This window comes from Algoriphagus sp. A40, from assembly GCF_002002735.1.
Taxonomy (GTDB): Bacteria; Bacteroidota; Bacteroidia; order Cytophagales; family Cyclobacteriaceae; genus Algoriphagus.
Genome location: NZ_MUNY01000031.1, coordinates 47,903 through 68,181 on the forward strand (window position 1 = coordinate 47,903; position 20,279 = coordinate 68,181).

General features: G+C 43.9%; 21 protein-coding genes and 1 other RNA gene. 11 read left to right on the top strand and 11 right to left on the bottom strand.

All coding sequences use genetic code 11. From position 1 onward, the window contains the following. Positions 1-105 precede the first annotated feature (105 nt). Positions 106-504, top strand: a complete 399-nt coding sequence (locus B0E43_RS00865) for a VOC family protein (protein ID WP_077346172.1) — start codon at positions 106-108, stop codon at positions 502-504. Positions 505-596: 92 nt separating this feature from the next. After that, positions 597-1,028: a VOC family protein gene (locus tag B0E43_RS00870; protein ID WP_077346173.1), complete on the top strand. Its 432-nt coding sequence runs from the start codon at positions 597-599 to the stop codon at positions 1,026-1,028. Between the two features lie 422 nt (positions 1,029-1,450). Here B0E43_RS00870 and B0E43_RS00875 read toward each other — a convergent pair whose 3' ends face one another. Continuing rightward, positions 1,451-2,182, bottom strand: a complete 732-nt coding sequence (locus B0E43_RS00875) for a nitroreductase family protein (protein WP_254423335.1) — start codon at positions 2,180-2,182, stop codon at positions 1,451-1,453. Positions 2,183-2,272: 90 nt separating this feature from the next. On the opposite strand from B0E43_RS00875, the gene B0E43_RS00880 reads away from it, so the two are divergent. Together B0E43_RS00880 and B0E43_RS00885 are read left to right on the top strand one after the other, a co-directional pair. After that, on the top strand, positions 2,273-3,760 hold the full coding sequence (locus tag B0E43_RS00880) for a DUF5687 family protein (protein WP_077346174.1): 1,488 nt from the start codon (positions 2,273-2,275) through the stop codon (positions 3,758-3,760). Then, the gene (locus B0E43_RS00885; RefSeq protein WP_077346175.1) at positions 3,757-4,452 is read left to right on the top strand and encodes an ABC transporter ATP-binding protein; all 696 of its coding nucleotides are present in this window, start codon (positions 3,757-3,759) and stop codon (positions 4,450-4,452) included. Before B0E43_RS00880 ends, B0E43_RS00885 begins: the two co-directional genes overlap by 4 nt. Positions 4,453-4,515: 63 nt before the next feature. Here the strand turns inward: B0E43_RS00885 and B0E43_RS00890 are convergent, their stop codons facing one another. Beyond that, complete coding sequence (locus B0E43_RS00890) at positions 4,516-5,526, bottom strand: tyrosine-protein phosphatase (RefSeq protein ID WP_077346176.1); 1,011 nt, start codon at positions 5,524-5,526, stop codon at positions 4,516-4,518. A gap of 205 nt (positions 5,527-5,731) precedes the next feature. On the opposite strand from B0E43_RS00890, the gene B0E43_RS00895 reads away from it, so the two are divergent. Genes B0E43_RS00895 through B0E43_RS00905 form a run of 3 tightly spaced genes read left to right on the top strand, consistent with a single transcriptional unit; the run spans position 5,732 to position 8,688 of the window. Beyond that, positions 5,732-7,084 (top strand): hypothetical protein, encoded by a 1,353-nt coding sequence (locus B0E43_RS00895; RefSeq protein ID WP_077346177.1) that lies wholly within the window; start codon positions 5,732-5,734, stop codon positions 7,082-7,084. After that, positions 7,081-7,887 (top strand): glycosyltransferase, encoded by an 807-nt coding sequence (locus B0E43_RS00900; RefSeq protein WP_139352626.1) that lies wholly within the window; start codon positions 7,081-7,083, stop codon positions 7,885-7,887. Before B0E43_RS00895 ends, B0E43_RS00900 begins: the two co-directional genes overlap by 4 nt. A 21-nt stretch (positions 7,888-7,908) precedes the next feature. After that, entirely contained in the window at positions 7,909-8,688 is a 780-nt protein-coding gene (locus B0E43_RS00905) for a capsular polysaccharide synthesis protein (RefSeq protein WP_077346179.1), read from the top strand. A 58-nt stretch (positions 8,689-8,746) separates the two neighbouring features. Here the strand turns inward: B0E43_RS00905 and ssrA are convergent. Then, positions 8,747-9,149: a transfer-messenger RNA gene (ssrA, locus tag B0E43_RS00910) on the bottom strand. A 305-nt stretch (positions 9,150-9,454) separates the two neighbouring features. Between ssrA and B0E43_RS00915 the strand changes: the two genes are divergently transcribed. Both B0E43_RS00915 and B0E43_RS00920 read left to right on the top strand, forming a co-directional pair. Next, entirely contained in the window at positions 9,455-10,600 is a 1,146-nt protein-coding gene (locus tag B0E43_RS00915) for a DNA polymerase III subunit gamma/tau (protein WP_077346180.1), read from the top strand. Between the two features lie 53 nt (positions 10,601-10,653). Beyond that, complete coding sequence (locus B0E43_RS00920) at positions 10,654-11,190, top strand: hypothetical protein (RefSeq protein WP_139352627.1); 537 nt, start codon at positions 10,654-10,656, stop codon at positions 11,188-11,190. On the opposite strand, the gene B0E43_RS00925 is transcribed toward B0E43_RS00920, so the two are convergent. The 4 genes from B0E43_RS00925 to B0E43_RS00940 form a co-directional block, all read right to left on the bottom strand. After that, positions 11,187-12,179 (bottom strand): DUF3078 domain-containing protein, encoded by a 993-nt coding sequence (locus B0E43_RS00925; RefSeq protein WP_077346182.1) that lies wholly within the window; start codon positions 12,177-12,179, stop codon positions 11,187-11,189. The two genes, B0E43_RS00920 and B0E43_RS00925, sit on opposite strands and share 4 nt — an antisense overlap. Positions 12,180-12,202: 23 nt before the next feature. Beyond that, complete coding sequence (locus tag B0E43_RS00930) at positions 12,203-13,801, bottom strand: LysM peptidoglycan-binding domain-containing protein (RefSeq protein WP_139352628.1); 1,599 nt, start codon at positions 13,799-13,801, stop codon at positions 12,203-12,205. A gap of 61 nt (positions 13,802-13,862) precedes the next feature. Next, positions 13,863-14,507: an O-methyltransferase gene (locus B0E43_RS00935; protein ID WP_077346183.1), complete on the bottom strand. Its 645-nt coding sequence runs from the start codon at positions 14,505-14,507 to the stop codon at positions 13,863-13,865. 3 nt (positions 14,508-14,510) lie between these two features. Beyond that, complete coding sequence (locus B0E43_RS00940) at positions 14,511-15,740, bottom strand: pitrilysin family protein (RefSeq protein ID WP_077346184.1); 1,230 nt, start codon at positions 15,738-15,740, stop codon at positions 14,511-14,513. Between the two features lie 109 nt (positions 15,741-15,849). Between B0E43_RS00940 and B0E43_RS00945 the strand changes: the two genes are divergently transcribed. Beyond that, complete coding sequence (locus B0E43_RS00945; protein WP_077346210.1) at positions 15,850-17,139, top strand: aminopeptidase P family protein; 1,290 nt, start codon at positions 15,850-15,852, stop codon at positions 17,137-17,139. Positions 17,140-17,285: 146 nt separating this feature from the next. Then, positions 17,286-17,480, top strand: coding sequence for a type II toxin-antitoxin system VapB family antitoxin (locus tag B0E43_RS00950; RefSeq protein WP_077346185.1), 195 nt, complete (start codon positions 17,286-17,288; stop codon positions 17,478-17,480). 55 nt (positions 17,481-17,535) lie between these two features. Here the strand turns inward: B0E43_RS00950 and tsf are convergent, their stop codons facing one another. The 4 genes from tsf to rplM form a co-directional block, all read right to left on the bottom strand. Next, positions 17,536-18,366 carry a translation elongation factor Ts gene (gene tsf / locus B0E43_RS00955; protein WP_077346186.1) on the bottom strand — a complete coding sequence of 277 codons (831 nt, stop codon included), beginning with the start codon at positions 18,364-18,366 and terminating at the stop codon, positions 17,536-17,538. 118 nt (positions 18,367-18,484) lie between these two features. Then, a complete protein-coding gene (rpsB, locus tag B0E43_RS00960; protein WP_077346187.1) occupies positions 18,485-19,246 on the bottom strand; it encodes a 30S ribosomal protein S2 in 762 nt (253 codons plus the stop codon). A 38-nt stretch (positions 19,247-19,284) separates the two neighbouring features. Next, positions 19,285-19,671, bottom strand: a complete 387-nt coding sequence (gene rpsI, locus B0E43_RS00965; protein ID WP_077346188.1) for a 30S ribosomal protein S9 — start codon at positions 19,669-19,671, stop codon at positions 19,285-19,287. 11 nt (positions 19,672-19,682) lie between these two features. After that, positions 19,683-20,126: a 50S ribosomal protein L13 gene (gene rplM / locus B0E43_RS00970; protein ID WP_077346189.1), complete on the bottom strand. Its 444-nt coding sequence runs from the start codon at positions 20,124-20,126 to the stop codon at positions 19,683-19,685. Positions 20,127-20,279: the final 153 nt, after the last annotated feature.

Here is a 20,279-nt window from a genome sequence, read left to right on the forward strand (position 1 = left end):
AACAGACATGAAAGCCAATCCAATCCGGGTTGGCTTTTTTGATTTCAATAATTTGGGACGAACTTGGTGTCTCAAGCGGTTTTAACTCCATCAACAGGTTTTTATATGTCCAAAGTTTCTAAAATCCATATCAACCATATCGCGATCCATGTAGCTGATTTGGCACGAAGCCAGTCTTTCTACGGGGAGGTTTTGGGACTCTGGCAGATGGATGAACCCTTTAAAGACGGACTACATGCCTGGTATGCGATAGGTGGTGGGGCTTCAGTTCATTTGATTGAGGAACTCCATCTGAGCCCACCTCGTGAAATCTCTAAAACCAATCATTTGTGCTTCAGTGTGAAGGATATGAACGCTTTTATTGAAACCCTGAACAGGAAAAACTATCCCTTTGAAAATTGGGCTGGGGATCAAGGCGAGATCCATTTCCGGCCGGATGGTATTAAGCAGATTTTTTTCAGAGATCCGGATTATTACTGGATTGAAGTGAACGATGATTTTTAGCAGTTTCGAAGCCCTTTTGTCTAAGTTTTGCGAGAATGTCCAGTTCCTTTGGCTAAAAAGAGGTAGTATCGAATACTCAATCTTTCAAGGTCATGAAAAAGATCCTAACAATTGCCCTGGTTTTGTTTTCGCTGAGCGCCTTCGCTCAAATCAAAGTCAACCACATTGCTGTTCACGTTTCCAATTTGAAGAAGAGCATGGATTTTTATCAAAACGTCTTGGCGTTGAAAGAAATCGAGGAGCCATTCAAAGACGGAATCCATGCCTGGTATGACATTGGGGGCGGCTCAGCACTTCATCTCATCGAGGTCAAAGACGTGCCAAAGGAAAAATCCAAGGTCAACCACCTTTGTTTTAGCATCCCTGATATGGAATCATTTGTGGAAAACATGAAAGCCAAAAACTACCCCTTCGAAAGTTGGGCCGGAGAGAAAGGAGTAGTAACCAATCGGGTAGACGGAGTGAAGCAGATTTACATCCAAGATCCGGACGGCTATTGGTTGGAGATCAACGACAATTATTAATTGGGCATTGTTAAAATTGAACGGATCTCTTTTGCAAAGCTCTCACTTGGGATTGTTTTTGAAATTTTATAAGCTGCAAAGCAAATTGTAAGTAATCGTAAAACTGAAAGGCTAAAGCCACGTATTTATCCTTGAAAATAGAAGTAGTGTTGATTTTAAAATTGACTAAAGAATGGAGATTATTTTAGAAATTCTATTCGCGGCTTTTCTAACCAATTGGACAAAGGTTAAAAGATTATTCAGCAAGAAAAAGCTGCCAGAACCAACTGGAAATTTTTAAACTCATTGCCAAAAATATTGACGGGAAAACCAACTACGAAAATCTTTTTTGATTTTATCCAGTTCCCGAATTTTTACAGAAATGTAAAAAAACAGGTGATGGGAAATTCATTTTAGAAACCCAAAACCAATTCAGGGTTCAGTTACTTGGTGAACACCAATTCTTGATAAGGCAATCTGAATCGCTCGCCATAGATTCCTTCCGGGATGCCTTTCCCACAACCAATGATCATTGCAATTTCGGAGGATTGAGGCAAATCCAACAGTTTTTTCACCCGGTTGGAGTCAAATCCTTCCATTGGGCACGTGTCGTATCCTGCGGCTTTCATTCCCAGCATAAAAGTCATCGAAGCCAATGCAGCACTTTTGTGCACTGAGATTCTGACTTCAGTTTCACCTACTTCCCTTACCATCGGCCTATAAATCCCCACCCACCAGGCAATGATCTTTTTGAGCAATGACCAACCGGGATACCTGGAGAAAAGCTTGGGAATCAGATTCCCATAATAGCTCAGTGCCTGTCTGAGTTTCTTGTCATTTTTTCCTTCATAGGTTCGTTTGATGTATCCGTAATTGGCTTCTGCCCGGGATTTCCAAAGATCACGCCGGGTCACCACCACGACAAGTTCCCTGGCAGTGGTCGCTGCCTTTTGACCCATGCATAGTTTGGAAAGAGAGTCTTTAAGAAGGGAAGTCTCCGGAATCCGGATAAAATTGTAAAGTTGAAGGTTGGAGCTATTGGGGGAAAGAATTGCTGCCTCCAGGCATTTTTTGACCACCTCATGATCAAAAAGCTCAATACTGTCAAAAATCCTGACAGATCTCCTTTCTCTCACTGCCTCGAAAAATCCTAATTCCTGTACCATAATCTTCATTTATCCAATTTAGCTCGACAATTCAGGAAGGAATTTCGAGGTTTAAGCATATTTTGCAATAAGAAAGAATCTAAATCCAAGCCCAAACATATGTTTTTTACCCTTGCCCGTTTACAATTCCTCAAAAGTCTGCGCTCAACTTCTTTTGCGAAAAGTCTTCTTACCAACATCTTCCTCGGTTTTTTGGTCTTGTTACTTTTGGGCTATGTCGTTGGAGCGGGATTTTTGCTTCCTATGATTCTCGAAAAAGTAGTGCCGGGAGAGGATCACATTGCCTTGCTCAACAGTTTTCTCATCTACTTTTTTTTGGTAGAATTTTTATATCGATACTTTATCCAACAGCTGCCGGTGGTTGAGCTGGAGAGTCTGTTACACCTTCCGATTGGGAAGCGCCGAATTATCCGGATGCTGCTTACCCGCTCATTTGTTTCCCCGCTGAATATTATTGCCATTCTTTTGGTTTTGCCTTTTGCGCTGCAAGTCGTCAGTGAAAAATATGCCTTAGAGGGTGCCTTGATGTGGGTGGCTACGATCTCGTTGACAAGCTGGACTCTACATTGGTTTATGCTTTGGTTCAAGCAGCGGTTTGAGGATAGTCTGATCGGGCTATTTGTCATCTTTTTAGTGCTGGTGGCTGGTGCGGGTTCGAGCTACATGGGCTGGTTTAACCTCGGTGCATTGCTTCAGCCTGTTTTTGATTATTCTTTGGTCAGTCCCATTCCATTTCTTGTGACTCTACTGGTGATGGTGGGTTCGTACCTACTTTGCTTCCGATTTTATGTGTCAAATGCGTACCTCGAGGATCTTTCCGAAAAGGACGATGTCCGCTTTGTCAACCAGTCCATTGGATTTTTCTCAAGGTTTGGGTTGGCCGGAGAGCTGGCCAATCTGGAGTGGAAGCTGATCATCCGGCACAAAAAAAGTCGGACTTTTTTGATGATGACGGGCTTTTTCCTCCTCTATGGTTTGATCTTCTATAACAATCCCGCTTACACCACCGAAGACGGGTTTAGCTTCATCTTTATCTTCGTTGGAGTATTTATCACCGGGATCTTCATGATCCAATATGGTCAACTGTTCCTCAGCTGGAATTCGTCAAGCTTTGACTTTTATCTCAATCAAAAAGGAGGGGTAGAAGCTTTGGTAAGAGGGAAATATTTGCTCTTTCTGGTGATTTCGTTGATTTGCTTTCTGGCCTCCGTGCCCTATGCTTACTTCGGCTGGCATTTTCTCCTCATCCACCTTGCGACTTTTCTTTTCAATGTCGGGATTCTGGTACATGTGATCATTTACCTGGCGCTCTGGAAACCCAAACCCATGGATCTCAACAAAGGGGCGATGTTTAACTACGAGGGGGTTGGTATCGCGCAATTTCTGATCGTCATTCCTATGATGCTCGGGCCATACTTGGTCTTTATCCCTTTTTCGTTGCTTTTCAACGATTATATTGGGCTCTTGGCTCTCGGACTTACCGGTGTGCTGGGAATATTTGGCTTCGGGCGCCTTTGTCAAATCAACATCAACAGAGTACTTTCTAACCGTTACGAAATTTCTTCTTCCTTCCGTCAAGAACTATGATACAGATATCCCAACTCAAAAAGCAATACAAAGAAGCCGTCGTCCTGAATGTGGAATCTCTCGAAATTCCCTCCGGAGAGTGTTTTGGACTGGTGGGAAATAACGGTGCCGGAAAGACAACCCTATTTCGGATTATGTTGGATTTGGTAAGAGCCTCCGCTGGCAATGTGAAAATCAACGGGGAAGATGTGAGCAAAACCGAGGATTGGAAAGCCAAAACAGGTGCCTATCTGGACGAGCACATGCTCTTGGCCTATCTCACTCCGGATGAGTATTTCGAAACCCTCCGCAAAATCTATGGATTGTCTGAAGAAGACCTTACCCTTCATTTGGGAAAATTCACTGAATTGTTCAACGAGGAGGTTTTGGGAAAAAAGAAATACATCCGGGACTTGTCAAAAGGTAATCTCAAAAAAGTCGGAATTGCAGCCGCACTGATGGGAAATCCGGAGGTGGTGCTGTTGGATGAACCCTTCGAAAATCTGGATCCAAGCTCTCAAATCCGGTTGAAAAAACTGATTTTGAGGGAAAAAGATGCATCAAAGGTTACCTTCCTGATTTCCAGTCATGACCTAAACCATGTCACTGAAATTTGTGAGCGAATCGTTCTTTTGGAAAAAGGGAAAGTGATCCGTGATCTAAGAGAAAAGGAAGAAATGCTGGCCGAATTGGAAGCGTATTTTACCGGTTGATTTAACTTGGTTAAGCATAAAAAAACCTCCTGGGGAAATCCGGGAGGTTTTTTGTTTTATCACTTATCCGGCCCTCAGCTTTTGTTTCAGATCCCAAACCTGGGAGTTGCTCAATCCGCACAAACGTAAGTAGTTTTCAATTCCGTTTTCCTTTTCGATTCTATCCAGGACTACATCCAGGTATTCCTTCTTAGTGTCCATTTCGGAAGCTAAATAATCCCCGTAAACAGTTTTCCTATTTGCCCCCGAGAGCAAATGAAGGAGCGAAACAAAAAATCCAGTCCGGTCTTTTCCAGAATGGCAGTGGATGGCAACCGAATTCTCAGCCTGTAAAATTGCCTCAACGGCCTTTTTTATTGAATGATAGCATTCGGTTGCCAAAAACCGATAAGTGTCCTCACCAGAAGATTCTTTTTGGTTTTTCCCCTTAAGTTCGGTTTGATGAATCGAAGGATCAATTGGAACTGGGATCCAGGCAAAATATTGGAGACTATTTTCACCATAGCCTCTTTTTGAAGTTTCCCTTTCAGATCTAAAATCAATGACGGTTTTAATATTTTTTTGCCTGATAAATTCCTCAAAAAATCCTTCATTTTGGATTAAGGTCAGGGTAGATGATCGGAAAATAAACCCCGGTTTTATCGCGGGATTGAATTGGCTGATATCACGGAAATTCCAAAGGAAATCCCTTTTGAAAACAGTCTCGCAAAAATGCTTCGCCTCCTTTAACTGAGACTCTGATCTCAAGTCTCTGATCGAAAAATAAAAAAAGTCAAGTAGTTTTCTTTTCCAGCCGTTCGCTTCATGCAGGTTGAGGCGCCCGTGCTCAGGTTTAATCACTTCACTTGCGACGAAACTCCCACATGAAAGATCGATTCCCTTTTTACCTCTGGACTGGTCATTGAGTTTTATCGCATCATGCAAGGCTCTGTTGTATGAGTTGCAGAAAAGCGTGTCATTGCCTCTTCGGTGTGAAGAGGAGCATACCTCGAATTCAACCAAAAAGCTTTCAATCAATTCCGAAATTGAGGCTTCGTGATTGCTCTTTTGGTTTTTTTCCCCCTGTCGTTTCATAGGGGTCTCGGGTTTTGGGTTTCTCTACATTGAGGACTTGGGTCTTGTCGCAAAGGCTGGGTTAAAGCTTTAAAAACCGGCTCATTGAATGCGGAAAAATACCGAATAAGGCCAAAAAAAAGTAACTTGTTTTTTTGATCTCCTATTGTTTAACCAATACCATTAGGCAGTTGTGCAACGAACTGCGATAAAAAGCCAGATTAAAATGCATATCAGCTCCAATATATCGGACCGATTGAGATCAAGTTTGCGGTTTTCTTCTGATACTTTTGAAAAAGGAAATGAACGGAGCGAGCTGACAGGAGACAAGCATGCTAACGAAAAGGATTTGGAAAAACTGTTGGGAAAGGGGTCGATCGGTGATGGTGAAGCGGGTCTTAGCAGTCTCATCGCAAGTGCATTTCTGATAAGTCATCTGCCGGTTTCTGAGCTGGAATTTGATAGAATAATTTCCCAGGGTTATCTGCCCGATTCCCTGCGGCCAATCGGAACGATGTATAAGGTGGCATTTGGGAATATCCGGCAATTTCTGCATCCCAAATCCAAGAGGACAAGCATTAGGGAACTCAGAGGGAGGTACCTGACCGCCTCGGTATTTATGGAGGTAGCGACTTCCTTTCTCGTGGAAAAACTGGAGATTCCAAAAGTCAACCGAGTTTTCTGGGGATTGGGAGGGAGCCTGATCTTGGTACCTCCTCATTTCGGGCCAAGGTTAAAATCTTCGCTGGCACATTTCAATCGGGTTTATGGAATACCGGAAATAGGTTTTGAATTGACTTTGGCCGATACTGGAAGCAACCCACCTGGTAAGGGAAAGAACTTACTGGTTCCTAATGAAGATCCTGCTTTGGTTCCCAGAGACAAGCTTTTCGGTTGGCAGGATTTCAAAGGTGAGTCCGGTGAAAATATGGCCGAGTTTGTTACGCAATTTGCTGTAGGTCTGGCAAAATCAGAGCAGTGGTGCATTAAGAAAAGCACCTATCAAGGCAATTCCAAGAACCTTGATATTGCTTCCAGGTTTGCGGATCTTCCTTACTGGTTATACCCGGCAGGGGAAAATCCCTCTGAGATGACTTTTTCACGGAATAGCTACCTCTCGGAGTTGGGAGACGAATGCCCCTTCATGGATGTTCCGCTGGAAATCCTTGCGTCCTCCGATTTGCGAGGTCCCATCACTTATTTCCGGCTGGACATATCTGGGATGAGGGAATCTCTCGCAATTGAAAATGAGCACGGGATCAAAGAGCTGTATCAGAAATGCAGGCAAATGGACTTTTTTTTCAGAGAAACGATTCCCTCGATTTGCAGGTCATTTAATCAAAACGCAGAGACTGGGCTTGAGGTGGCACTGCTCCATTCCACTTGCGATGATGTAGTCTTGGTCACCCTTGGGAAGAATCCGGAAAGATTAATTGCAAGACTCAGGGAAGCTTGCAAAGCGTCAGTGGACCAAAACCTTGTCTTCGGAGGGGTGGAACTCAAGCCCGAACATGCCGCCTCCGATCTGGCTCATGCGGCCATGCTTCAATTGGTTGCATCTAAAAAACAGGGGAAATGACCGGAGGGATAAGACGACTCTACTGTACTGTCACCAATGACACGTTTATCCGAGGGACCTTGGTTATGCTATATTCCATGAACAAGCATGTGGCTGGATTTGAAGAAAGCAGGTTAAAGATATTTTATAATCATTCCTTTTGTCAGCTAAGTCAAAATAGCAAAAGGGATATTCTTGCCATAGCTCCCCATGCGGAACTTGTCGAAATCATTCAGCCTCGCTATGAGTTGGGAAGCCTAACAGACGAATATCATCGACCGGCATTTCTGACTCTCGAGGCTTTTCGTCAGGAGAAAATGGACCAGGTAATTTTTTTTGATGCGGATATGCTTTGCCTTAGGGACTTTTCTGAGATTCTGACATTGCCTTTCGATTTTGCCGCCACACGCTGCCGCAGCAATGGCGGAGTTCTGCTGAACACGGGATTTTTTGTACTGAACAAGCAACTGATCGGACGTGAGGTCTATCAGGACTTGCTCGATAGACTGCCGCTGGATCACGGCCACATGATCGATCAGCCCCTGATAAATGGCTATATCAATGAGGTAAATGCGAAGATATTAGAACTTGAATCCTTTTATAATTATCTCTACATCGGCGGGCATCCCGAGATTCCCGGTGATGAAAGATACCTCGTGGATCTTCCCGAAATCAGAGTTCTTCACTGGGCTGGAAGAGTGGGCCGAAGGATCAAACCCTGGGATGAAGGGGCACCTGATTTTCCTTCACTTCGCCGCTGGAAAGAGGAAGAAGTCGAAATGCTTGAAAAGTTGAAATTTGATCGAAGCGAGCTTTCGTACTGAGTTTTGTGACATGTCAAGGATATGCAAAAGACAAAGATTTATACATTTTGGCAGGGATACATGCCTCCTTACATCCGGCTGTGTCTGGAGACTTTTAAAAATTTGGGCTATGAATTTGTGGTGCTGGATCACTCCAACTTAAATGATTACCTATCGCCGAGTGATTTTCCGATTGAAAAGCTGGGAAGATTTCCTCCGGCTGCTCAGGGTGATATCATTGCATGCTATATGATGAATCGGTATAGGGGATATTTTATCGATGCCGATACGATTTTCTTGGGTAAAATAAATCATTTGGAAGACCTGCTGGATTCACATGAACTGGTCATGATTGGAGACGAAAAGGTTCCTTTCTGTCATGCTGCATTTATTCTCAGCAGTGGTGACAGTGTGATACTTCAGGAGTGGGAAACCAAAATCAGGGGATTGTTGGCGGCAATAGAAAATTCAGAACAAGCCGAAAACCAGAGCGACGGAAGATTCGTGATAAAATCAAACAGCTTCGGCAATCCTCTCCTTCACCCGATTATCGGAAAGCATCTGAATAAAGTGAAAATTCTGGACAAGGATTTGTTTTTGCCTGAAAACCGGTCTTTGAAAGATTTTTCAAGTGAAAAAAGAAATCAGGCTTACAAAGATTTTTATTTTACCGAAGAAGTCCAAGACATTCCTACCGCTTCATTTTTGATTTTACACAATTCTTGGTCACCTGAGTGGTACAAGAGGCTCTCAATTGAAGAAATCAAAAAGGACAAGCTTTTCATCAGCAGGCTTTTGATGCAGGCGATTGGATCGATTTGAAAGTAAAAAGAAGGCTGATTCAAATAGAAAAAGCCTCCCTGAAACAAGGAAGGCTTTTTTGTGGAGCTGGTGGGATTCGAACCCACGTCCAGATAAGGAAACACCGTACCGTCTACATGCTTAGTCACCTGTTGTTTTTTCGATCAGAATATGCTGGATGACACACCTCACGCTGACTTAGCTACCGAGTCTTAGGCCTGCTTAATAGCATCACAGGCAGCAGTCCGATCAAGTCGACACCCCGGAATCCACCCCGAAAGGACGGGGGGCGGAGGGATGTGGCTGGGGAATCACTCTCGTGACTCAACCCTTTAAGCGATCTATCCTAAAAGGTTAGATTAAGCAGCCATGGCGTAAGAAGTTTCGCCATTTATCGTTCGTATGAATCTTTTAAGGCCGTACATACTCCAGCCTGCATGCGAGCCCGATGATTACACCTACTGTCAAAACCGGTCAGCCCCATTTGTTTTGGGAAGACAAAAGTAATCCAATTTTGGTTCCAAGCCAGGAAAATTACGAGGTACGAGATACGAATTACGAGGCTTTAGATAGGGTTTAAGTGTTTGAGATTAGGAAAGGTTACAACCTTCAAACTCTTGTGCTGAGCCAGTCGAAGCATACCACTTTGCAACCTGCAATCTCAATTTTCCAATTTTTAAATCTTCCAATTTTCCAATCCCATTAAGCCTCAAAACATTAGCGAAAAACTTTCCGAATGGGCATTTTTCATCCCTTCTGAATATTGAGTTTTTTATATCTTGCAGCGATGGAAAACTTCGTCGTATCGGCAAGAAAATACAGACCGGCAGATTTCAAAAGTGTAGTGGGGCAGCAGCATATCACTACTACACTCCAAAATGCCATCAAAAATAATCACTTGGCTCAGGCTTTCCTGTTTTGCGGACCTCGAGGGGTTGGGAAAACTACTTGTGCCCGTATTCTTGCCAAGACCATCAACTGTGAGAATAAAACTAAGGACAACGAAGCCTGCGGCAAGTGCGAGTCTTGTGTTTCCTTTCAAAACAGCGCTTCTTTCAACATCTACGAGCTGGATGCCGCTTCCAATAACTCAGTGGATGACATCCGAAATCTGGTAGACCAAGTTCGGTATGCTCCCCAAAAAGGACAGTATAAGGTCTATATTATTGACGAAGTTCACATGCTTTCGACCGCTGCCTTCAATGCTTTTTTGAAGACGCTGGAGGAGCCTCCTAAGTATGCCATTTTCATTTTGGCTACCACGGAAAAGCACAAAATTATTCCTACAATCCTTTCCCGTTGCCAGATTTTCGATTTCAACCGGATCCAAATCAAGCATATTTCAGATCATTTAAAAGAAATAGCTGAAAAGGAAAAGGTGGATTACGAGGAGGAAGCGCTTCGATTGATCGCCACCAAAGCCGATGGTGCCCTTCGGGATGCATTGTCCATTTTTGACCTGATCGTTACCTATTCCGCTGGGAAGAAAGTTACTTACAAGGAAACCATTGAGAACCTTAACATCCTCGATTATGACTATTATTTCAAAGTTGTGGATGCACTTTTGGCCGAAGATCTTTCAGCCACGCTTTTGATTTTTGATGAAATCCTGAAAAAGGGATTTGACGGCCACAACTTCATCGTGGGTCTGAGTGAGCACTTCAGGGATTTGCTGGTGGTCAAAGATGAAGCGACAGTTGAATTGTTGCAGGTATCTGAATCGGCCAGAGAGCGCTATCTTCAGCAGACTCAACAGGCCTCGGTATCTTTTTTACTTTCTGCCCTAAATCTGGCCAATCACTGCGACATCAATTACAAAACCAGCAAAAATCAGCGTTTGAATGTTGAGTTGGCTTTGATGAAAATGGCTAAACTGCCCCAGGCGTTTCGACTTGCGACTCTTGTTGATGTCGAGTCAAAAAAAAAAGCCTGAGTGAACAACCAGAAGCTGTAGCCGAACCTGCCCCAACGGTAGCAAGTATTCCTGTGGATTTTTCCACCGCGAAGAAATCTCAGGTAAAGACTACCATTTCCATTCCCACAAGTCTAAGCCAAACCAAGAAATTGGTGGATGACAAGGCTAAGCAAAGTGAAGAGGCTAAGGTAGTATCGAGTCAGGAAAAGTTGGAAATAAAGCCATTAGGCTCCTCGATTACACTCACTCAAGAGTTGTTCGATTTACAAATTTTTTCCATACAGGAGCATTTCAGAAAAGCTGATAAAAATCTGGAGCTGGCGATTTTGGATCAGCCAATCAAAGTGCGCGACGGCGGAGAAGTCATCCTGGAAGTTATGGGCCACATGCAGGAAGAAATCGCCGGGAAAATGAAACCGGATTTGGTCGGCTTGATCCGTCAATTCACCGGTGCGGAACGTGTCCTGATCACAGTTGAAGTAAAGGAGGAAGTCGATAACGGCAAGCCGAAACTCTACACAAATACCGACAAGCTGAATTTTCTAAGGGAAAAGCATCCCGCACTGGCTGAGTTTCAGCGGAAGTTCGGGCTCGAAGTGGACTTTTAGAAGTCCAGAGAAATCCCAAAATTGATCAGGTTCTGTAATTGGACGGCTTGTTTTGAGGTGCCGTCGTCCTGGCGGATATATACTTCCTCATCGTAAATCACCGCAGTTTCGATTCGAGTCGAAATGAATTTGTTCACTTTTAGGCGGATGATGGAATTAAAATTGACCACCATATTGCCAAACCGCTCATAGTTGGAAAAGAGATTTAGATCTGCCTTCCAGGTGACATTTTCCATCAGGATATAATCCGCCACACCAACGGCAAGGGACATACCAGCCTCGGCACGGACGTTTTCACCGGGGACCACCCCAAATGCCCCGGCATTGCTGAGCGAGTCGTCCATGACAATTGTAAATCGTCCCGTAAAAGGAGAAAGGATGACTGACAGTTTGCTTTTGTCCTCATAGGTTTTCCTCAGGTTCAAACCGGTGGAGGATTGGAGGTAGCCGGGAGAAAGCAGGTCCGATATTTTTGTCCGGATTTCATTTTCACTGCCCGCAGGTTTCGAGTATTTATAGCCGGGCAAAAGCTGGGTCCGTGCATCCAGTTGCGTAGTCAAATACATCAGATTGGAAAGCTGTCGACCGTAATTGCTGACAAAAACGAAATTGTCATTGGTTTTTCTGGTTTCAAAATCCCTGCCTCCTTGGCGGTTAAAACCAAGATTTACAGTCAATTGAGTATCCCATACTTTGGAGTCTTTCTTGTAATTGGCAAACATGGTGACTCCGGAGTTCAACGCGAAAGTACTCGATCCACCTGCAGCCCAGTTGCTCAGGGTGACTTGCTGGATGTTGAGGTTGTAGTTGCCGCCGGTTTTCCAGAAAATCTCTTTGACAGGTTCCTCAATGATAATCGAATCACCCAACATCAGCAGGGTGTCACCATTGATCAATACAGTGTCTGGAATTATTTTTCTGTCCTGAGCAATTGAAGAAAGGCTGAGGAGAACTATCAGGATTCCCGTGAAAAGGAAATGTTTACTCATTAAGGAAAGGTTTGACGGGCAAATCAGGGCTTGAAGATAACCAATTTCTGGCCGATGCTGATGATGTTTTGGCTTCCGATATTGTTCCAGGACTTCAGTTCATCCACAGAAATGCCATATTTGCGTGAAATTGCAAACAGAGTTTCCCCTGGACTAACAGTATGAGAAATCCGATCAGCCTGATTTCGGGTAGATCTTTCTGGTTCTGTTTTGGTGACAACTTCCACAGATTTTGTTTCAGTTGGTTTGGATTCAACTGAAGCAATTTCAGTTCGGTTTTGCTGGACGGGTTGATTTAAGGGGATTATCGGAATTTCTTCCCCGCGTTTTCTCGGTTCACGGAGGTTCAACACCATACCCGGTTTAAGCTCTGAATCTTTACGAATTCGGTTTTTGGACTTCAAGGATGCAAGCCGGATTCCGTATTTCTGGGAAATGGTCCAAAGTGTCTCACCCGGTAAGACAAAGTGAGTTTCTACTTCTGCGCTTGTTTTCTTCTTTTCAGTATAATAGTATTTGCCAGTTTCAATTCGCTCACCTGGATCCATGTCATTCAGCTTGAGAAGTTTTTTCTCTTTTACGCCGATTTCTTCAGAAAATTTACCTGGTGAGGTTGTTTTTGAAGCCTGAACCCCTTCCAGTTCATTGACAGTAATCTGGTTTGGTTGGCTGGCTTTGGTTGTATTTCCGGAGATTTTCGGGTACGAATTTGCCTGCTTATAGGCCGGAGAATTTTTGACCGAGGCAGAATATGTCTGGCCTGTCTTTGGCTTTTCTTCTGATTTGATGACAGCAGGTTCAAGGGGAAGATTGCCTTCCTTGATGTAAAAGAGGGTATATGTCCCGGCAGGCACTTTTCCGTTGCCAGCCCATTTATTGAATTCCTTCAGGTGGTCTTCGCTGACGCCAAATCTTTTGGACAAAGCGGCCATGGTGACTGGACCCTGAATTTGGATCTCCGTGAGCTTTTGGTTGGAGACAAACATTCCTATTCCGTACTCATAGGCGATTTTGTGAGCTAAATATTTCTTGAAATACCAATGGGTATTACGGTCCACTTCGATGATTTTTTTGCCCGAATATTGAGTGCCGAAATAGGCTTTGGCACCACCAAGTCCCATTTGATAGGAGACCAGCGCAGTCATCCAGTTGTTAAGCTGACTGTTGTGTTTTTTAAGGTAAGCCGCTGCTCCTCTTGAGGAGGTGGCGATGTTTTTACGCTCGTCAATTTGAGCATCCACTCGAAGCCCAACTTCCTCTGCAGTACCTTGCTTAAACTGCCAAAAACCGACAGCATTAGAAGTGGAGACGGCGTCAGGAATAAGTCCGCTTTCTTGGATGACCAGATATTTCAGGTCTTCAGGGACTCCCTGATTTCTCAGTTCCCGCTCCACAATTGGGAGATAGAGGTTGACCCGATCTTGCTTTACTTTGAAATAGGTAGGATTTCGGTATTGCGCATCGACATCCAGCTGAATCTCACGCTGTGCCTGCGGTGTGATTTTTACGGTTAAATCGGCAAATTCCAGTTGTGTCGGAACCTGGGGAATCTGGGCCAAAATCGATTGGCTCCAAAAGAAAGCAGAAAGAAATAGAATAGATAAGAATTGACGGGAGATCATCGAAAGTTACTTTCGTTTTATGAAAGCCTGATCAGCAAAAATGATTCCCTTTTTGCAGCAATCAGAGTTTTCTGGCCATCAAAACTCCATCCCGTATTGGAAGTAAAACGTTTTCAACCCTTGGGTCATCCTGAACTTTCTTGTTGAAGTCTAAAAGTGCCTGAGTGTCTTTGTCAGTCTTTTGCCCTTCTTCCACCAGGATTTTTCCTGACCAAAGCACATTGTCTGCGAGGATGATGCCACCGCTCGGCACTTTGTCTATGACCAGGTCAAAATATTCAGAATAATAGAACTTATCAGCATCTATAAACACGAGGTCAAAAGGTCCATCCAAAGTTGGAATTATTTTCCGTGCATTGCCTAAACGGTAATCGATTTGGTCTGCGAGACCACTTTCTTCGAAAAATCCCCTCACCATCGTTTCCAATTCATCGTTGATGTCGAGCGTGATCAGTTTTCCATCCGGCCTTAGCCCTCTGGCCAGGCATATCCCGGAATACCCTGTGTAGGTGCCAATTTCCAGGATGGTTTTTGGGCGGAGCATTTTGGAGAAAAGTTCCAGCATTTTTCCCTGGAGGTGCCCGGAGATCATCCGCGGCATGAGGACCTTGGCTTGGGTTTCCCTCACTATTTTTTTCAAAAGAGCATCTTCCGGACTGGTGACGGATTCACAATAAGCCAAAAGTGCCGGATCAAATAATTCCATTTGTCAATTTGGGGTGTAAATAAGGTAGCTGAGCTGCTCTGGGTTAAAAATTTCCTGCGCAATTTCCTGAATTTCCTCGGCTGTGGTTGATCTGATTTTGTCAAAAATTTTGTCCAGAGGATCAATTTTGTTATGATCGATCAAGCTTTTGCCATAGACCAGCATCAAAGCTGCGTAATTTTCCTCAGCCATTGCCATCTGTCCAATGGCCTGCTCTTTGGCCATGTGGAGCTGAATGCTTCCGAGTTTTTTGTTTCGGAGTTTTTCCATTTCGCGATGGACAATGGTCAGGGATTTTTTCAGGGTTTTTTCTTCGGTACCAAAATAGATTCCAAAAAAACCGGTGTCTGAAAAGGTCTGGTAACTGGACTCAATGCTGTACACGTACCCGTAATTTTCCCGAAGGGAGAGATTCAACTTACTGTTCATGCTCGGCCCGCCAAGAATATTATTCAAGAGGAAGAGTTTAAACCGGTTTTTGTCGTGGAGTGAATAGGCCGGTCTTCCGATAGCACAAAGGGATTGGGTGACGTCTCTTTGGACAGTTTTTCGTTTGGGCTTGTAGTCGTGAAAACCGCTTCGGACATAAAGCGTATGCTTTGGCTGGATTTGGCTGAGCGGTCCTTCGATTGCTTTCAGAGCCTTTTCGAAAGTGATGTTGCCTACCACCGAAAAGACAACTTCCCTGGTGTCGAGCCGTGTGGAAATGAAATCAAAGAAATCCTCTTGGGTAAATCTGGAAACGGTTTCTTCGGTTCCTAAGATATTTCTTCCCAGTGCATGATTTTCAAAAACCAATTCGTCCAGTTCATCCTGGATCGAGTCGTCCGGAGAATCACGATACATGGCCATTTCTTCCAAAATCACCTGTCGCTCTTTTTCAATCTGCTTGGTTGGAAAGGTGCTGTTGAAGGTGATGTCGAAAAGCAATTCGGCGGCTTTGTCGTAGTGGTCTTTGAGGATCGAGGCATAAAAACAAACTTTTTCCTTGGTGGTATAAGCGTTCAGTTCTCCTCCAAGTGACTCAAGCCGGTTGAGGATGTGAAAAGTTTTTCGCTTGTGGGTGCCTTTAAAGGCCATGTGCTCCCAAAAATGTGCGAGCCCTTCCAATTCTTTGTCTTCATCGCGGCTACCGATGTTTAAGATAAATCCACAGTGAACTACTCGTGTATGAGTGACTTGCTGATGGACTATACGGATGCCGTTTGAAAGTTCTTTTATGTTTAGCTGCATGCTTCTGATCTCCTCTTCGGAAAATACGAATAAATGCTAAAACTGTATTGTTTAGATTTTAATTCAGGGAAAGGACTGATTTGTTAACTTCAGGCCGAAATTGATAATGATGAAATATACTTCACTACCCAGAGAACTTTATATCCGTAACCGGGCAAAATTTGCCGCCAAAATGGCGAAGAATTCGGTCGCGGTTTTCAATTCCAATGACATCATGCCGACGAATGCCGACGGCACAATGAAATTCCGCCAAAACAATGATTTGTTTTACCTCTGTGGAATTGATCAGGAAGAAACAATCCTGCTTATTGCTCCGGATTGTCCAAATCCCGCCATGCGTGAGGTTCTTTTTCTCCGCGAAACCAACGAACTTATTGCAGTCTGGGAAGGGCACAAATACACTAAAGAAGAGGCGGAAGCCGCTTCCGGAATCAAAAATATCCAGTGGCTTTCGGCATTTGATCAGGTTTTTAATACCATCGTTTCGCTTTCGGAGCGGATCTATCTCAATACTAATGAGCACCTTCGTGCCGGTGTGGTGGTCGAGACTCAAGATGCGAGGTTTATCAAATCCTGCAAGGAAAAATATCCATTACATGTCTATGACCGGGCAGCTCCGATCATGCACGAGCTGCGTGGGATAAAAGAAAAGGAAGAAATTGACCAGATGCAGATCGCCTGTGACATCACTGAGAAAGGTTTTCGCCGAATCCTCTCCTTCGTAAAGCCCGGAGTAACCGAGTATGAAATCGAGGCGGAGTTTATCCATGAATTCATCCGAAACCGAAGCAAAGGATTTGCTTATGAGCCGATCATTGCCTCTGGTCCTTCCTCCTGTGTGCTGCATTACATTGAAAACAATAAAGCCTGCAATGACGGAGAATTGTTGCTTTTGGACGTAGGAGCGGAGTTTGGCAACTACAATGCAGATATGACCCGGACCATTCCTGTCAACGGGAGGTTTACATCCCGGCAGCGTGCGGTATATGATGCTGTATTGAGAGTTCACAATGCAGCTGGTGGAATTTTGAGACCCGGAACCAATATTCAGGATTACCACAAGGAAGTCGGCTTGATCATGCAGTCTGAGTTGTTGGGTCTTGGACTAATCGACCAGACCGACATTAAAAATCAAGACCCAAATTGGCCTGCTTTCAAAAAGTACTTTATGCACGGCACTTCCCACCATCTGGGACTGGATGTGCATGATGTCGGAACGATGCACAATCCAATCACTCCGGGAATGGTATTCACCGTGGAGCCGGGGATTTATATCCCTGCAGAAGGATTTGGAATCAGGTTGGAAAACAATATCGTGATTCAGGAAAATGGTTATTTTGACCTGATGCGAAATATCCCGATCGAGGCGGAGGAGATTGAGGAGTTGATGAATTCTTGAGCTAATTCAATCATTTGCAACTTTTCCAAAGTTCAAAACTTTGGAAAAGTTCTATACAAAGAACCTAAACTCTCCAGAACCATTTTGGGGAGTTTTTTATTTTGGGCGTATAGAAAAAAGTTAATTGGTGTATAAACTCTAAGGCTATGAGAACCAACATTGAACTAAATCAGGAACTGATCGAGGAAATCATGAAGCTGACAGCTATTTCGACCAAAAAGGAAGTGGTTCATCGTGCGTTGGAGGAATATCTGAGAAGACTTAAATTAAATGAATTAGCAGGATTAGCCGGGAAGATAAACTGGGAAGGTGACCATGAGAAAATGAGATCTAGGAATTGAAAAACCCTCTCAGATCGCTCCGAGAGGGTTTTTTATTGGGATTCCAGTCGAAAAATTATCCGATAGAAATTCTCTTGAAGGCATTTACAGTCAAGCCTTTGCTTACACCGTCCAGGTATTGAGCGATTGACTTAGAGTTGTCTTTTACAAACTGCTGGCTCAACAAGGTGTTTTCCTTGTAGAACTTAGCCAATTTGCCCAGAGCGATTTTTTCAAGCATTTCTTCAGCTTTGCCTTCCGCTCTTGCCTGCTCTTTTCCGATTTCGATTTCTCTTTCTACAGTAGAGGAATCTACGCCGTCTTTGTCAACAGCGACTGGGTTCATCGCAGCGATCTGCATGGCTACGTCTTTACCTGCTTCTTCTACGTCTGCACCTGAAGTGTTTACCAATCCTACCAACACGCCCAATTTGCCATTGGAGTGAACGTAAGGAACTACAGTCTCAGCAGTGACGATTTCGAAGTGAGAGATGTCGATTTTCTCGCCGATTCGGCCAGTCATCTCGATGATTTTCTCAGCTACAGTGATGTTTTCGAAAGGAAGAGCCATTACAGCGTCTTTTGATTCTGCCGCGTTTGCCACTGCAAGATCAATCAGCGCGTTTGCAAATTCACCGAATCCTTCGTTTTTAGCCACAAAGTCAGTTTCGCAAGTCAAAGTAAGCAGGATGCCTTTGGTGCCGTTAGCGGCTACCCGGGTTACTACTACTCCTTCTTTGGTCTCACGGTCAGCTCTGGAAGCAGATACTTTTTGACCTTTTTTTCTGAGGATGTCTACTGCTTTTTCGAAGTCGCCTTCAGCTTCTGTCAAAGCTTTTTTGCAGTCCATCATACCGGCACCGGTCATTTGTCTCAGTTTGTTTACGTCTTGTGCAGTAATTGCCATTGTGTGATCTGTTTATTTTTTTAAACGGGATATAGTTCGTTAGTCAGATTAAAAACAAAAAATTGAACATCGACCGGAGCCTGATGTTCAATTTTTTTTATTTCAAATCGAATGTGGATTATTCTTGCGTTTCAGCGTCCACAGCTCTTTTTGCTTCTTCCTCTTCAGAAAGTTTAGCATCGTCCTTGTCTCTCTTACGCTCAGAAAGACCTTCTTCGATAGCTGCTCCAAATGCTTTTACAAGCAAAGAAACGGATTTGAATGCATCATCATTGGCTGGGATTGGGAAATCAACCTCGTTAGGGTTGGAGTTAGTATCCACCAATGCGAAAACTGGAATACCAAGCTTTTGTGCTTCGGCGATTGCGATATGCTCTCTCTTGATATCAACTACGAAAAGAGCTGCAGGAAGTCTGCTCAGGTCGGCAATACCGCCCAAAACACTTTCCATTTTTTCTTTGTCACGGCTAACCATGAGACGCTCTTTCTTAGCCAAGTTCTTGTAAGCATCCTCTTTCATCAGTTTTTCAAGACCTGACATTTTTTTGAGGGACTTACGGATAGTTGCGAAGTTGGTCAACATACCACCCAACCATCTTTCGGTCACGTAAGGCATGTTCAGACGCTGTGCTTCAGCAGCTACTAGATCTTTAGCTTGTTTTTTCGTAGCGACAAACATGATTTTTTTGCCGGAACGTACGATTTGCTTGATTGCGTTGGATGCTTCTTCGAGGCAGGCAAGCGTTTTGTTGAGGTCGATAATATGGATACCATTCTTCTCCATAAAGATATATGGAGACATTCTTGGATCCCACTTTCTCGTCAAGTGTCCGAAGTGAACACCAGCATCCAGTAAGTCTTTGTATTCGATTTTTGACATGAATGAAATTGTTTTCTATTGAATGAAGATAGTTCCTATTAACGCTTGGAGAACTGGAATCTTCTTCTTGCTTTTCTACGTCCTGGCTTCTTACGTTCTACCATTCTAGGGTCACGGGTAAGGAAACCTTCTTTTTTCAGAGCACCTCTGTGCGCTTCGTCGAATTCGCACAAAGCTCTGGAGATCGCCATACGGGCTGCTTCAGCCTGGCCTTTGATCCCACCGCCGTCCACGTTGATTTGTACGTCGTAGGTACCTTCTACGCCCACAAGGGTCAAAGGCTGCTTTACTACGATCTGGTGCAGTTCAAACGGGAAGTAAACTTCGATTGCTTTGTCGTTTACGGTGATTTTGCCATTTCCCGGAGCCATGTAAATACGTGCTACAGAGGTCTTTCTTCTACCGATTTTATTGATCATTTCCATGATTTAGGCGATTAAAGTGTGATGGCTTTTGGCTGCTGTGCCGCGTGAGGATGCTCAGCACCTTCATACACGTACAGGTTACCGTACAACTTGCTTCCCAATCTGTTTTTAGGCAACATGCCTCTGACAGCTTTCTCGATCAAGATCGTTGAAGACTTCTGCTTCAACAGTCTTGGGGTAGAGATTCGCTGTCCACCTGGGTAACCGGTGTGGCGCACATAAACTTTTGCGTCCCACTTGTCACCTGTCAATCTGACTTTGTCAGCGTTGATTACAATGACATTGTCACCGCAATCCACGTTGGGAGTGAAGCTAGGCTTCGTCTTCCCTCTCAAGATTTTCGCTACCTCACTAGCCAATCGTCCTAGAATCGCAGCTTGGGCATCCACTACCACCCACTGCTTTTCTACTGTGGAAGAATTGGCTGAGATGGTTTTATAGCTCAGAGTATCCACTGTGTAACTGTTTAATTTTTAGCTTGTTATTTATTTATCGACCCCAAAAAGGGACACAAAGATAGAAGTATTTTATTTTTCATGCAAACTATTTCAAATACTAACTCCTAATTTTCATAGGCTTAGGTAAAATTCCCCAAAGGGAATTTGGTT

Coding starts and splice junctions, on each gene's coding strand:
- B0E43_RS00865 (WP_077346172.1), top strand. CDS start 106: ATGTCCAAAGTTTCTAAAATCCATATCAACCATATCGCGATCCATGTA.
- B0E43_RS00870 (WP_077346173.1), top strand. CDS start 597: ATGAAAAAGATCCTAACAATTGCCCTGGTTTTGTTTTCGCTGAGCGCC.
- B0E43_RS00875 (WP_254423335.1), bottom strand. CDS start 2,182: ATGAAGATTATGGTACAGGAATTAGGATTTTTCGAGGCAGTGAGAGAA.
- B0E43_RS00880 (WP_077346174.1), top strand. CDS start 2,273: ATGTTTTTTACCCTTGCCCGTTTACAATTCCTCAAAAGTCTGCGCTCA.
- B0E43_RS00885 (WP_077346175.1), top strand. CDS start 3,757: ATGATACAGATATCCCAACTCAAAAAGCAATACAAAGAAGCCGTCGTC.
- B0E43_RS00890 (WP_077346176.1), bottom strand. CDS start 5,526: ATGAAACGACAGGGGGAAAAAAACCAAAAGAGCAATCACGAAGCCTCA.
- B0E43_RS00895 (WP_077346177.1), top strand. CDS start 5,732: ATGCATATCAGCTCCAATATATCGGACCGATTGAGATCAAGTTTGCGG.
- B0E43_RS00900 (WP_139352626.1), top strand. CDS start 7,081: ATGACCGGAGGGATAAGACGACTCTACTGTACTGTCACCAATGACACG.
- B0E43_RS00905 (WP_077346179.1), top strand. CDS start 7,909: ATGCAAAAGACAAAGATTTATACATTTTGGCAGGGATACATGCCTCCT.
- B0E43_RS00915 (WP_077346180.1), top strand. CDS start 9,455: ATGGAAAACTTCGTCGTATCGGCAAGAAAATACAGACCGGCAGATTTC.
- B0E43_RS00925 (WP_077346182.1), bottom strand. CDS start 12,179: ATGAGTAAACATTTCCTTTTCACGGGAATCCTGATAGTTCTCCTCAGC.
- B0E43_RS00930 (WP_139352628.1), bottom strand. CDS start 13,801: ATGATCTCCCGTCAATTCTTATCTATTCTATTTCTTTCTGCTTTCTTT.
- B0E43_RS00935 (WP_077346183.1), bottom strand. CDS start 14,507: ATGGAATTATTTGATCCGGCACTTTTGGCTTATTGTGAATCCGTCACC.
- B0E43_RS00940 (WP_077346184.1), bottom strand. CDS start 15,740: ATGCAGCTAAACATAAAAGAACTTTCAAACGGCATCCGTATAGTCCAT.
- B0E43_RS00945 (WP_077346210.1), top strand. CDS start 15,850: ATGAAATATACTTCACTACCCAGAGAACTTTATATCCGTAACCGGGCA.
- B0E43_RS00950 (WP_077346185.1), top strand. CDS start 17,286: ATGAGAACCAACATTGAACTAAATCAGGAACTGATCGAGGAAATCATG.
- tsf (WP_077346186.1), bottom strand. CDS start 18,366: ATGGCAATTACTGCACAAGACGTAAACAAACTGAGACAAATGACCGGT.
- rpsB (WP_077346187.1), bottom strand. CDS start 19,246: ATGTCAAAAATCGAATACAAAGACTTACTGGATGCTGGTGTTCACTTC.
- rpsI (WP_077346188.1), bottom strand. CDS start 19,671: ATGGAAATGATCAATAAAATCGGTAGAAGAAAGACCTCTGTAGCACGT.